The organism is Paraglaciecola algarum, from assembly GCF_021532655.1.
In the GTDB taxonomy this organism is placed as follows: Bacteria; Pseudomonadota; Gammaproteobacteria; order Enterobacterales; family Alteromonadaceae; genus Paraglaciecola; species Paraglaciecola algarum.
In genome coordinates this window covers 99,889-114,896 of the sequence record NZ_JAKGAS010000006.1, presented here as the reverse complement: position 1 = coordinate 114,896, position 15,008 = coordinate 99,889, and the positions used below count along the sequence as shown (strand labels likewise).

General features: G+C 39.9%; 8 protein-coding genes. All 8 read right to left on the bottom strand.

Annotated features, from left to right (window positions below; genetic code table 11):
• Positions 1-19: 19 nt before the first annotated feature.
• A complete protein-coding gene (locus tag L0668_RS12170) occupies positions 20-1,768 on the bottom strand; it encodes a LamG-like jellyroll fold domain-containing protein (protein WP_235312908.1) in 1,749 nt (582 codons plus the stop codon).
• Complete coding sequence (locus tag L0668_RS12165) at positions 1,765-2,388, bottom strand: sigma-70 family RNA polymerase sigma factor (protein ID WP_370659897.1); 624 nt, start codon at positions 2,386-2,388, stop codon at positions 1,765-1,767. Before L0668_RS12165 ends, L0668_RS12170 begins: the two co-directional genes overlap by 4 nt.
• Before the next feature lie 222 nt (positions 2,389-2,610).
• A complete protein-coding gene (locus L0668_RS12160) occupies positions 2,611-4,827 on the bottom strand; it encodes a hypothetical protein (protein WP_235312906.1) in 2,217 nt (738 codons plus the stop codon).
• Between the two features lie 112 nt (positions 4,828-4,939).
• Positions 4,940-6,379, bottom strand: coding sequence for a sulfatase family protein (locus tag L0668_RS12155; protein ID WP_235312905.1), 1,440 nt, complete (start codon positions 6,377-6,379; stop codon positions 4,940-4,942).
• A 178-nt stretch (positions 6,380-6,557) separates the two neighbouring features.
• Positions 6,558-9,359 carry a family 78 glycoside hydrolase catalytic domain gene (locus L0668_RS12150; RefSeq protein ID WP_235312904.1) on the bottom strand — a complete coding sequence of 934 codons (2,802 nt, stop codon included), beginning with the start codon at positions 9,357-9,359 and terminating at the stop codon, positions 6,558-6,560.
• Positions 9,360-9,390: 31 nt separating this feature from the next.
• Positions 9,391-11,121, bottom strand: a complete 1,731-nt coding sequence (locus tag L0668_RS12145; protein WP_235312903.1) for a sulfatase family protein — start codon at positions 11,119-11,121, stop codon at positions 9,391-9,393.
• Between the two features lie 316 nt (positions 11,122-11,437).
• On the bottom strand, positions 11,438-13,453 hold the full coding sequence (locus tag L0668_RS12140) for a heparinase II/III family protein (RefSeq protein WP_235312902.1): 2,016 nt from the start codon (positions 13,451-13,453) through the stop codon (positions 11,438-11,440).
• A 111-nt stretch (positions 13,454-13,564) separates the two neighbouring features.
• Entirely contained in the window at positions 13,565-14,842 is a 1,278-nt protein-coding gene (locus L0668_RS12135) for a glycoside hydrolase family 88/105 protein (protein WP_235312901.1), read from the bottom strand.
• Positions 14,843-15,008 lie beyond the last annotated feature (166 nt).

Here is a 15,008-nt window from a genome sequence, read left to right as displayed (position 1 = left end):
GCGGCTTTTTTTATCTTCGTTATTTTAAGTTATGACTTTCAGGCAATCCAGTAAGCGGGTCAAGAAAATAGGTTTGTTGATCAGATAACTGAATATGAATATTTTGTGGTAAATCAGTAGAATTTTGTATTAACCCAAAATAATTCTGACCTTGTTGAAAAAAATTAAAATGTTGACGGATCATATAATCTGGCAAAGCAAAGTCATAAAAAGCAACCTCATCAATAATTCCAGAAAAACTTTCATTATCGCTACTTTCATCATCAGCATTAGGTGAATTACCAATGTTTGCCATGCCTGAACCACCACTCAACATTTTTGAACCCGCAGGGTATTGATAATGAGCTAACATTTGTCCATCGAGGTAAATTGCCTTTAGGCCAGTGGACACGTTATAAGTCGCCACAACATGGTGGGCTTTACCGTCTTTTAACTGGGTCAAGGTTGGGCGACCATTTTTGCCGTCCAGCGGTAGTTTTAATTCGTGATAGCCCTGCCCTACTAAGTACAGGCCAAAACTTAATGACTCGGCAAAGTCCCCTTCAGGTTTAAGGTAATCCTTGCCTGTATCATTTTGAAAACTGAGTAAGATACGAAGATCTTCATCTGCTTGGTCTTTTCGAAAAATCTCATCCAATTCACCATAACCGTTATTACCCAAAGGGTTACCAGTGTAGCGAGTGACTATTAATGCTTCTATTGTAATACCGTCTGTTACCGCGAAGCTTCCGGTTGCAGGCACAGTGCCGCCACCGCTACCTACATTTATTCGCGCGTCTTTAGTATTATCAAAATCAAAAGCACCGGTACCGATTAAGCCTTTAACTCGAACCGCTCCCTTGTCAGGAATGCCAGTCGCATTACCTGCTAAGTCTGCCGCACGATCACCTTTACCGTCAAAAGACCAATAATGTTGCGGACGCCAGCGATTGGGTATCAATATATTTTGATGACCTGTGGTAACAATGGGTACATCATCTTTAAATTTAACTGATAAGTTTGAGCCAGCTGAATTTATAGTAAAATTAGTGCCAATGATTGAAATATTATTACCTTGCGGCTTATCAATGCTAATTGCACCTTGTTTTAATTCAATTTCACTTTGGTTAAATAGCTTAATAATAGACTGCTTTTCAATACTCAGTAGTTCACCAGACGTTAGCTGAATGACTGCATCTTGTTCACTTAAGTATTCCCCAGAATAAAGGTGGTTAGAATCGATTTTACCAAATCCCTGAATGGCTAGTTTCCCGGTCACTATTTGACCTAAATGGTTATCAGGATCTCTGACTAATAAAAACAATAACGCCAGCAATATGGATAGAATGGTTAAAGATACAATTAAAATACCTAACAGTTTGCGTTCGGTTGACTTGGTTTTTGCACCCGAACTTTTTGGCGAGTCTAATTTCTCGCTATTTAGCTCGGAAATATGATTGTTAGTTTGTGTGTCATCATTGTGAGTGTTTGTGTTATCACTATTTTGAAAAGGCTTGGTATTAAATGGGCTATTAACATGATCGGCACTACCAGCAGGCCTTATTATGACTTCTTCTACTTGCATCCGTCGTCTGACAACTTCCATTGATGGCTCAGAAGCAGATTTCATATGAACATGCATACCAATGTATTCATAATAGAATCGCTGTGCATCATCATTATCGGTTAAAAGCTTTTCTAATTGATTGACCTGCTCAGGTGTTACGTCTTCATTACAAATACAATCTGCAATATCACGTATTTCTTGAAATTCATCCGTACGATTCACAGTGAGCCCTCGTGTTTTTTTCGGTCAACACAATCAAAAAGCTTTTTTCTTAACTTGTGTACGGATTTACGTATCGCATATATAGAACGACCTGTTTTTTCAACAAGCTCCTGTGCTTTAATATTTTTCACGTAAAATGATTCGTATAATTGTTTATCTGTTTCGCTAAGTAATTCGCGACAGTATTGTAGTGCATTCCAACGGCTATCTAGGCTATTAGGATTATTAACAAGGTCATTATGCCCGGTTGTTTGTAAATGCATTTCATTTTCATAGGTGTCTTTTGAAATAGAATTGGTTATCGACTCCATTAAGTCTTCACTCAGGCCTAAAACAAACTTTTTGTTATTACGTCGATACACCCTAACTTGGTTAAATACGATACCATTCGCCCATTTAGAAAAGTTAGTATTTAACTCAAAATTATGAAATTCTCGCCATAAGATCAAACTAGTTTCCTGGAAAATATCATCAGCCGCACTTTTATCTATAACGTAGGCATATATGTAGGCATAAAGTCGGCTTCGGTCAGCTTCGAATAATGCATTAAAATGCTCTGATAATGTTTGTAGATTAGAGGATGTAGTTTTATCTAACTTATTGGCAATGTTCAATTTCATCCTCCACTATATGTAAACAAATTGATTGTAAAAATAAGCGAATAAAATAAATATCTGTGTTTAATATGGTCTGACAGGCATATCGAGAAGATGAACCTATCTTTAATGTGAATGTACGACCAATCCACCGTAAATTTAAAATAGCCATTAACCTTGACCTAACCAAAAGCTTGCATACTAGAAAACGTATTGGCTTAATGTTTTCCTTAAACAAAGTTCCCCCTACCGACGCACGGCATACGCCCTAAACCATAGAAACCCACTCATCACTAACAGCATTAAAATTGAGCTAGAACCGCCTCCGCTCGAGTCTGTTTTAGGCGTAGGTTGAGGTGCCGGCTCTGGCGCAGCAACAACAGTAATGCTCATCACACTTGAGTTTTCACTATAACCATCACTTTGCTTAGCAAGTGATTTAATTTGATAGGTTCCGAGAGCAGTTGGTTTCCAATCAAATTTTGCCTCACTATTAGTACTTTGCTGAACCACTTCATCATTAATTAAAATGTCTAGGTTGGTGATGTTGCCGTAATTTGTCTCAGAGGTAGCCGTTAAACTCACTGATTCACCTAAGGTGATTTCAGTGACATCATTACTGCTGATACTAGTGGTGATTTGTAATGCCGCCCCTTCCACAGTAATGGTTATCAAAGCTTGTTTTTCGGTGCCATCCACAGCTTTTGCTGTGGCCACTAGCTCGTATTCACCCGGTAAGCTTGGAGACCATGCTGATTTAAATGGAGCAGCACTGATAGTACTTATTATTTGTTCTCCTTGGGAAAAGATAACAGATTCAATCTGACTCGCAGTGTTCAATACCTTGGCATTCAAATTAATGGTTTCACCGATTTGATAAACCATAGTGTTTTCATCTGTTGTCATGTTTATGCTGAACACATCTGCTGGCACATTTGCATCACTTAAGGTGATTTTATTGATGGACAGTGGCGGTAATACAACACCTCCATCAACAAGTGTTTCATGAGATAAAGGGTCTTGCGTTATGGGCATTTCACGCTCTTCGCCTACTGAATCAAACTTCATAGTTTGATGGGATATACTGCCGTTATAGCTCACCCCGTCAATCTTTACGCTAAATGGCGCTACCTTATCTGTTTTATTAAGTACTAATAATTCTATGTGATCACCTTTCCTCACTGCTCTGGCGCTAATGGCTTGAACACCATGTTCTAAAGTCACACTATCGGTTGAGCTTTCAAGCAAAATACTGTCTTGCAATACTGACCGCATAATTTGATGAGCAGAGCCAAAAGCTGTTTTTATAAGTGGATATTGAATTCTTGGGCGTATCACACCTGATGGTGATGTATATGTTTCCCATTTTAAAAATGAATTTAGTTGACCATTCACACTAAACCAGTTGGCACGTTCATACCTGTTTTGGTTTTCACTCATAAACAAATACACATCTGTCATACCAATAACAGATGCTGCTTTTGGGCCACCAGATTTTACGCCCCATTCAGATAACCAAATAGGTTTGCTAGGGGCTACTTTTCCTGCATAGTTATCAACAGAAGCGGCGATGTGATGACGTGCGGTTAAGGCGTCGGAATATGCACCTTGTGGGCTGTCAGCGTCATCGGGATCACTGCCAACATAAGTATGCACAGTAACGGCATCAAAATAACTTAAGTCAGCGGTTAAATCACGGTTCCAATTAGGGTTTGGCCAGCTCTCTCGACGTAATAACGGTACTGATACTTTAATATTTGGATCAATCGCTTTTAAGGCAGCCGACATAGATTTGGCGCGTTTGAGATAGTCTTCAGTATTGGGAATAATCGAGCTACGCTGACCAGGATAAAAGTTTTCATTGCCCATTTCTATGGCTTTGACTTCAAAACCACGAGATACCAAATCGTTGTAACGAGCCACAGAAACCGGACTACCATTGTCAAAATCAGTCCCATCAGCACTCATGTTAAAGGTCCATAACATGTCGTAACCTTTGCCGAGATTAGACTTTCGAATAGTGTTTAAATCGGTTAATCCATCAATGCCAATTTGTGACGAACTATTTTCAAATATTTTCAAACTAGCTAAATGATCGATCTCTTTGTTTTTGATAGTGCCGTCTACATGTAAGTATTCGAACTTTTCAGTACCAAACACGCGACTTTTATCCAATTCCCAATCATACCAATTGGCCCACAAACCATGTGGAAATCGAACCGTTAGCGGATCAAAAATGTTTATCAATTCTTGATCTTTATCAGAAGTAAATCCAAAAATATTGGTACCCAGTAATTTATTATTAAATGGCTCTTTTTTACTGGTGTTAATATTAATTTGAGTGGCTACTGAGTCAGGTAACTCAAAGGGATAATCTTGGTCAGCTGCCTTTACTACCATCGCCACTGAAGTGCTCAGCACTAGGGATAATCCTAGTGCCTTCAATTGTTTGTTTATCTTCATGAACTTCTCAATTTATACCCAAAGACATACCAAAAGTTATGGTCTTCGTCACAATTGGAACACCGCGAACCTTAGCAATATCGCTAGAATCAAAAGCACCAACTTGTCATCACTAGTGTAAAATTTCACGCTCTTTTACTGGGTACCAATCTGTTAGTTTTTTAGATAACGCTTTGACTAACTCTGGGTGTTGTGCAGCCAAATTAGTGGTTTCATGTTCATCGGCTAACAGGTTATATAAACGAGGGCCGGCTAATACGTCTGCATGGTATTTCTGATAACTGACATTTTTTCCGTCATAACTCAGAATGAGTTTCCACTTGTCTTGGATCACCCAGCGGTACAATAATGTTGACTCTGGCTTATCTAAATCATCCATGTCGTGTGCAAACCCTTCACCAAATATGGTGTCACGTTTTATAGGCGATTGACTTTGCATGTCAGCCAATAGGTTAATACCAGGTAATTCTTTTGGTATTTCAACACCTGCTGCGGCCAAAATGGTGGGCACGATGTCAATACTGCTGGTCACTTCTGGGCGCATCTGTGCTTTTAGCTTTTCAGGCCATGAGTACATAATAGGCGTACGTACTCCACTTTCTCCTGGGCTTTGTTTAGAGCGAGGTAAGAAACGATCTCTTTGCGAAGGATTATTTACCCAACCGTTGTCCGATACATACACAACCAAGGTATTGTCTTTTAAGCCTTTCTTTTCTAGGTGTTCAAACAAGTCGCCGTTAGTCTCGTCAAACCACTCAATCATGGCGTAATAACGAGCAATGGGATCTGATAATCCTTTGTTTTGATACTTTTCCAAAATGCGCTTAGGCGGTGTATGTGGGGAATGAGGCATAAAAGGCGCATACCAGACAAAAAATGGTTTATTAGCGGCACTGGTTTCATCGATAAAATCAGTAATAGTCGACAAACCTTCACGACCAATTTTAAGTCCGTCATCACCATGGCGTCCACCTGGTTGCGGAAAACCACGGGTCATGCCTTGATCAAACCCACCACGTTCAAAGCTGCCTTCCCACCACTTTCCGGTTTGCAAAGACACATAACCTTTAGGTTTTAATAGCTGTGGTAAGGTCGCCACATCATCGATTTTGGCGATAATTTCAGCTCTTTGTTTTTCGTATAATTCTCCACCTTTACCACCGGCTAATTCACGAGATGGATCGTTACCGGTAATGCCATGTTGGAAAGCATAATAACCAGTTGCAATAGTAGCCAACGACGGACGACACAAAGAAGTCGGTACATAACCCCGTTTAAAGGTTACGCCTTCTGCGGCTAATTTGTCTAAAGCTGGAGTTTGCACAATTTCGTGGCCCATAAAACTATAATCGTTCCATGCGTGGTCATCTGACAGGATAAGCAAAATATTAGGTGGAGTTTCAGGCTTTGCTGACTCAACTTCTGCTACGTTATTTGGGCTCTGGCTGGTACATGCCATGCTTATTGTCATTGCGAAAGCAGATACAGCGATTTTAAATTTGTTCGCCGCCAGCGTTTTTTTACTTTTGGTCCAATTGGGTAATGAAAACATAAAATATCCTAGGGTACATTTGTTATTAATATTCTTTATTTATCAAGCCTTCAGGCTTTCTTTTAGCGACCGTAAATAACGGTCGCGCTTTTTATTGTTTTCTTTAAATTTATAAATTTTTGTTTTTTTGTATATATAAATCTTAAATCTATAAACCTTATGTCTATAAACCTTGTATCTATAAACTGACTGAGCCTGTAATTTGATACTGACCTGGTAACACCTTAGTCAAACTAGTGATTGATGGTTTATTACCATTCACAACCAAACTAGCCACATCAACTTGAGGTAAAATTATGTCGGCTGTGGTGTTTTTAGGAATTATCACACTCATAGTTAGTTGCCCAGCAGCAATGGTCCAATCCACAGTCACTTCACCTTGAGGGGTAATATATCCACCTTTGGCTTGGCTGAGTTTGTCACCGAATTGAGGCTCAATTCGAATATGCTTAAAGCCTGCTGTAACTGGCTTAATCCCCAATATGCCTTCATAAAACCAGCGAGAAACTGTGCCGTAAGCATAATGATTAAGTGAGTTCATGCCTTGAGGGTTAAAGCCCTCATCGATTGAATAAGAGTTCCAACGCTCCCAAGTTGTGGTCGCACCGTTATTAATAGAATAGAACCAAGAAGGGTACGACTCTTTAAACAATAAGTCGTATATCACATCACTGCGCCCTGCATCTTGTAATACTTGAGTTAGAAGCGGTGTACCCAAGAACCCAGTACGCAAATGATTATCTGCTTCAGCTATTAAACCAATTAACTTTTCAACAGCAATATCTCGTTTTTCGACAGGGAATAAATCATAGGCCAAACCTAACAAATAAGTCGTTTGAGTAGGGATAGCATTTTCTTTGACTAGGTTTAATCCATCATCAAAATACTCCTGAATAAAGGCTTGTTTAACCTTTTTATACAAGTCAGTGAGTTCAGCAACATCTTGTTGTTTATTCAGCACCTTTGCAGTTTTAATGGTTAACTCAATCGAGCGGGCGAAATAGGCGGTACCAATTAAGCTGTAGTCCGTATTGCCACGATTTCCATTTTCACCATCTTTCAAATTACTCGGAAATGGTTGTAACCAATCACCAAAGGTGTTCATAGTAGAAATATAATTTTTACTTTTTTTCTGGTGGTAATTAACCCAGCCTTTCATCATTTCAAAGTTGTCAGCCAATATGGTTTCATCGCCAGTCACCATATACAACTCCCAAGGAATAATGGTTACCGCATCCCCCCAACCTGATGACGCAAAATTGATCCACTCAACAAAAGGGATATATAAAGGAATTTTTCCATCCGGCCCCTGCTCTTCACGGATGCTTTGTAACCAAGCTGACCAGAATCCGTATACGTCAGCCATGTACATTGATGGCGTGACAAATACTTGAGCGTCTCCTGTCCAACCTAAACGTTCATCTCTTTGCGGGCAATCTAAGGGGATATCATAAAAATTACTACGCATACCCCAAATGATATTTTGGCTAAGTTGATTTAATTTGTCGTGTGAACTTTCGAAGCTAGCATGAATGTTTACGTCTGAGTGTTGGATCATAGCTGTCACCCAGTTTTCTGTAGGAGTTTGACTGGCATCATATCCAGACACTTCTAAATAACGATAGCCGTGATAAGTAAAGGTAGGTTGATATTCAATCATGCCTGTTTGGCTAGGTAGATAATAGTTAGTGGATTTTGCACTGCGGTAATTGTCAGTGTAAAAATCACCTTTATGTAGCGCTTCAGCGTAACGTACTTTCACTTCTTGTCCCGCAATCACAGGAATATTTAGCTTAGGCACACCCACCATATTCTGGCCAAAATCAAATATCACTACGCCATCTTTATGGCTAACAACCTCTTGTACTGGCATTTTTTCGGTAACCCGAATAGGCGCATGACGTTTTGGCTGTAATTGCACATTTTCATCTAGAGGCTGTTCAATCGCTTGAGCCCAACTAGATTGGTCAAAATCAACCGCTGTCCAATTAGGCATTTCTTTGCCTTGTTCGTAACGTTCGCCATCATAAATACTGGCAAAACGAATGGGGCCAGACTGGGTGACTGCCCAGCTGGTATCGGTTAATACTTTTTGAGTTTTACCATCGGCGTAAGTAATTTCAAGTTGCGCTAAAAAACGAGCGGGTAAGGCAAACTCTCTATCGGTAAATTCAAACATACGACCCGCGTACCAACCACCAGCAATACTGCTTGCAATGGCGTTTTCGCCTTGCACTAGCTTGTCGGTTAAGTCGTAAGTTAGGGTTTCAATCCTTTTAGCATATGGTGTCCAACCGGGTGTCATCACATCTTCACTAGATATCTCAGCACCATTCACATACGGCTTGAATAAACCTTTAGCGCTAACATATAAGCGTGCTTGTTTGATATCACCTTTAACAGAAAACGTTTTGCGCAAATATTGTGGTGTGGCTAAAACCATTTGCTCTGGTTTTTTACTTAACTGGGTATCAGGATGCCCTATCCATTTGGCTTGCCAATCTTGATTGTTTAACAAACCCAGTTCAATAGTTTGGATTTCACTCCAATTTGATGCTTTATCTGCTTCGTCCCAGATCTTTACACGCCAATATACTTTTTGACGGGATGTTAAATCTTGCCCTTGATAATCAACCCATGCATTACTACTTGATACAACTTTATTCGAATCCCAAACCAAGGTATTTTGCGTAAATGAATTCTGTTCTTGTGAAACTTGAACTTGATATGCTGTTTGAAATTGACTGTTTGCATTATCTGCCAATTTCCACGAAAACCTAGGCTTAGCCTCATAATAGCCAACTGGATTAACAAACCCCTCTCCCACTTTTAATTGAACTGGAGAGGCTGTAAGTTTCTCAGCCACCACTTGTTTTAATTGGTTGTTAGCTTCTGTCGTAGCAGGGCTGCAGGCACTGCCTAAAACAGCGACCAGTGTTAAAGTCGCTAGTTTACTGATTGTATTGGGTCTGAATGACATAAAATTTCCGTTATTAATAATCATAATTGCGCTAGTTAGCTATCACGTGTTTAGTGGCACTTTCTAAATAACCTATACGCTGGGCTACCACTTTTAATTTTGTACCCTGAGGCACTGAAATAGGCTTTTGATATATCTCCCAAGCCAAGGGTTCGTAGTTGTTCACAATCAATTTGTAACTGATTGATGCACCAGGAGTAACACTTGAAATATTCGCCACACCTTGCTTAATTTTAATCACAGGATCAGCAGTTTTAGGTTGTGCTTGTGCACCATTCCATAGCTTGGTAATGAGTTGTTTTTCAGGCAAATTAGGCTTATCGCCGATTTCAGTTAACCATCTTTCCATCTCTTGGCTTAGAGTTTTTAACTCAGTAGCATAGGCGGGATCATCAGCCAAATTGTTTAACTCATGGGGGTCGGCAACAGTGTCAAATAACTCTTCAACATTTTTTGCGCCTCTAAACCATTGAGCTTGATAGGCGTTTAACTTTTCTTCATTACGCAAACGTAAGAGTTCTTGCATGGTTGGAATTTTCTCGCGGTATTCAACCGGCAAATAATATGCCTGCTCTGGGCGATAGTTACGAATATACTTAAAACGTTTGTTTTTAACCGCACGTATTACATCAGTAAATCCATCAAATCTGTCAGCTGCGGCATGTATGTATTCTCTTTGTTGCATCCCATTTTGAATAAAGTCTTGCCCCTGCATGTGTTTTGGAATATCCATACCGGTTAATTTGAGTGTAGTTGGGGCAAAATCCACAAAACTAACCAATTGATCATCCACCTTTCCAGCACTTGCGGCATGAGGATATCGAATAATTAACGGGACTTTTAAACCACTGTCATAAATCAAACGTTTTTGCCTAGGTAACGGGCCACCGTGATCGGAATAGAAAAAGATAATGGTGTTATCGTACAAACCATCTTGTTTTAGTTGCTCAAGCACAGCGCCAATTTGACGATCCGCTTCGGCTAGGTTGTTATACATTTTCCACAAATCACGGCGCACTAAAGGTGTATCAGGCAAGTAAGGAGGTATGGAAAAGTTTGTATCTTTGGGTACATGCACAGGCGTGTCTGCTTCACTTGATTTAGTATTGGGCGATGTGGACAACTTAGCAATACGCGCTGGATCATCTGAAAAATAATGACGAGATTCTATATGTCTAAACCCATAAGGTTCAAACAAACCAGATTCATGGGTAGTGGTAAAATTTACCACAGCAAAAAACGGTTTATCTGCAGGACGGTTACGCCAATGGGCATAAACACCACTTTCATCCCAAGCATTTTGCGGTGCCTCAAATTGATAATCTGTCTTGTAATTGTTAGTTGTATAATACCCCTGCTGGCGCATATATTGGCTGAGCATTTTAGCTTCTGGTGGCGGCACCGCTGCATATTTAGGCAAGCCAGTTACCTGGGTATAAGAGGTGGTGCGCATGTGGTTACCACCCACTGCCGAAGGATACATTCCCAAGACTAACCCGTTTCGACTAGGCGCACACACACCTGAGGTAGAATACACATTGGTATATTTCACACCCTGCTCTGCCAACAAGCTGATGTTTGGAGTCTGAATTGTGTGATCACCATAAGCAGGCAAAATTGGGCTCATATCCTCTAATACTAACCACAAAATATTGGGCTTTTGTTGTACTTTGGCACTATCTAGCGCATACGTATGCGTGGTACATAACAATCCCAAAACACAAAAATACTGCCACACTTTTTTACTATTTAGGTTAAACATTTACACTCACTCAAAAAAAATAAACCCCAATCAAAAACAATCAAAACTTAACACAAAAACTATTAAGAAGACGTTTCATAAATGTTAATAGCTTATTATGTTTTTATACTTCGCTTTCACCAAACTCAATTAAACATATGCAATAAAGACAATTATGTTAGATGATCGAAATGTCATTCACAATCATTTTACATCATTATTACTTATATTAAATTACTTATATTAATCAAGTACACCAAGTCTATTTACGTGCACAGCATGAATGAAAATGTATAACATAAAAATTTTAGACAAAGACCAGCTAAAGCCTCTTCAGCTATTTACGGTTTAACACTATGTCATAAGGCGTGATCGTCAAGACATCAGTATGCGAATCTTCAAAAGTTATGGTCAAAGTATAACTATATGATTTGTCATCAAAATTAACCTCAACTTTAGGTAAGTCTTGCTTTTCTCTAAATGGGATCAAAATACTTAACAATTTGGGGTTCACTTTATGCACTGTTGCACTTAAACGTTTTAAGTACTTTTTGTATGCATACTCTTTACCACGGTTGACAAAGCCATCCTTTGATACATCGTCAATATTCACTTTTATTTGTTCATGTTCACTAAAGACCATTAAACGCGCCGAAGCTTTACCTCTAAAGCCTTTGATGATTGCTGCATCACCATCAGTTGATAAGGTATTATTTGGATAGGTAATATAACGACTCACCACTTCAACAGCACGATCGTGCTCTACCTGACTATCATCTCTAAAGACTAAATAAGGCACCGGGCCACGTACAAAATAAGATTTTCGCTCTGCATAACCCACCCAGGTTTTATCAAAGTCGTAAGCATGTTCTGCTTGTCCCACAACTAAAGCACCGTATTTGTCTTCACGGTAACGGGCAATATTGCCATCACCACCTTTGATTTGTTCAACCCCATCAATTCTAAGGGTTGTATGTGCTTCGCTTCGTTCCGGCTCATAATTTGGATCCGTCAAAAAGCCTTCACCGTAGGCATAAAAGGTCACAGAGTTTTCATCTTGTTGATCGTGTCCTCGATGAAAATCGATCCCCGATGTCATAGAAAAATGCGCAGCATCTTCGCCTTGCCAGCTACTGCGGGCAAAAACACGGCCACTTTCAAAGTGATGACCTAATTTATAGTTTTCTGATTGCGGGTCGATAGGCGCTACCGGCTTATCTCCCCACATAAATAAAAATGGTGTGGTATATGTTGTGCGCGCGTTGCCGCCTAACCAATCTAATTTATCCGAATCTTTTAGTGATTTTAACCAAGCCCATAATTGTTTCGGCTGATTATAAGTTAATGCCCCTAGCATACCGGCAACATCTGTTGGTACGGTTTCTACATTATCGTTAAGGGCTAACATTCGACCTTCAAAAGGGAGTACTTTCCATAAAACTTGATCGCCCGCTAAAGCAAGTTTAGGGTGCTGAGCAATTAAATCTGGACCATTAGAGCGCTTTAATGCCCAAGCAAATACCGAGCTTCCCCCTAAGCCATAGGCATAATAATGATGACCTTCAGTACCATAGCCGGTTTTATCGCTAAAGGATCCTAAATAACCGTCTACTCTGCCAATAGCCCGCTGCATCCAATGCTTTGCTTCTGGCAAGCCTTCGTACCATAAAACTAAAGCAGCCAAGCCTAATGCGCCATAATGCACCGTACTATGATTACAAGACAATACCCCTGGTGCCGGCGCCCCCCACGCTGATTTTTTGTGGGTGAGTTCCAGAGCAAATTTTTTGATTTCTTCTAGCGCCCTTTGACGCTCTCCCTTTGAAAGGATCGGGTACACAAGATCATACCCCAACACCATGCCTTGGGTCGCATCAGATACTTGCAAATGTGAGCGCCAGTGTTTGCGATTATTAGGCTCTGTTTGATCCACTACGGCTAACAAAATTTCTTTGGCTTTTTGCAAATACTTAGGCTCATCAAATAAATAACTGGCAAAACCGAGTGTACCCACATAGTTTTGCAATCCACGCCCCGCGGTGCCAATACCATTGTATTCATTGGCCAGTTGCCATGGTGTTGTGCTTAACTGCATGTATAAATCGGCTTTGTTTTTGATTTGTTTACGAGTTTCACGTAACCAAGGTAATGATAAACTTCGCTCTATAATCGCCGGTAATTCAGCTTCGGTAAAAAACAAAGATGGATGCTCTGCTGACGGGTTAATGTGCTCTAAAGGAATATTTGCATAGGGTACCCATGGCGTCTGTTCAGCACTTGCCTGTGTCGTTAGTACTAATAGGCTGGATGTGAATATAGCTGAAAACCGCTTTTTTATATTTCGAAATTTCATACTTAAACTCTCTAGAAATTTATTATTGGATCGGAAGGGTCGAACATAAGCCAACTCTGACAAAACTATATTAGCCAGTGATGCCAGAGCAGGTTATTAACATTATGTTAGTTATTTACTTTGGCCTTTTTGGTAATCGTAAATTTCTGAACCAGCTAGTATAAATGCCCCTACCCCGTACACCTGAGAATCGTCATAACTCACGCCATCAGGTGAATCACCAATTTGCTGAACCCAACCCAATTTTCCACTCGGATGCACCGCTGAATTTAGCACTGCCCAGCCTTTGGTTAAGCTTGGCATATATTCTCTTTCAGAAAGTAAACCATTGTTAATCCCCCAAGCGATACCATAGGTAAAAAATCCCGTACCACTGGTTTCAGGTTGTGGCATCTTTTCTTCAGCCAGCAGAGACATGGCCCAAGAGCCGTCTTTTTTCTGCAAGCTTTTTAATTTGGCTGCCATTTTTTTGAATAAGTCTTCATAAAATTTACGATTGGGATCATCTTTAGGAATGTATTCCATCATGCGGGCTAAACCAGCAAATACCCAACCACTGCCACGAGCCCAAAATAATTGATTACCAAATTGGTCTTTTTCTTGTTTAAAACGGCTGTCGCGATAAAGTAGGTCGTATTCAGGATCGAATAAATAATCAACTGTCGCCCTTACTTCTTTATGGGCGTAATCGGCATAACGTTGGTCTCCGGTCGCTTGGGTTAATGCAAACCAAGTAGGTGGTGCCATGAATAAGGCATCAGCCCAACACCAACGACGCTGACAAGAAAAAATACCATTTTCATCCGCATCATCATAAAATTCCAATGATGTATTTGGAGATTCAGAGATTAACGCATTAAACGCTTTTTTAGTTGGCGCCAAAATCTGTTCATTTTTTTCTTGGTTTAAGTAATGCCAAATATAGGTTTGCCCGATGAGTTGATCGTCACCAAAAAAGTAATGACGGCCCAGTTGCCAGTTGAGTTCGTTACCTTTAAAGGATATCCATTTTTTGTAAAAAGGGTTGGCTGATCTTTGGGCTATTTCAGTTAAGCTAATATAAAATACACCTTGTACCCAGCGACCCGCTTCTAACGATTCCCCCCGTTTAAAGTCCAAGTATTGAAGTGAATCTATCCGAGGAACTTGCCAGTTAGCGACTTTTTCCATAGAGGCTAGTACCGCTCCACTGGAAGGCAACTCTTTGGAGCTAACCTTTGCTTGATTTGAGCCTGAATTAACGGTTGTAGGGTTAACCTCACCGTTACCACAGGCTACAAGGCTAATGCTTATGGACGCTATAGCGGTAGCGCGGGCACATTTTTTTAGTAGTTTGAATGTTTGTTTGTTGCAATTGATAGCTCTTTTGTTAATACAAGCAGCTTGCATAATGGCTGTTCCTAATTATTGAAATGATGTTAAAAAATTTAACTAATTACTAAAATAATTGTGAAGACAGCAAAATTGCTACCCTAAAATTAAATAAAAAAACACTTCTTTTTGTGTCAAATTCGGTCAAAATGTAAAAATATTGAATCATCCTGTAATCTTCTTG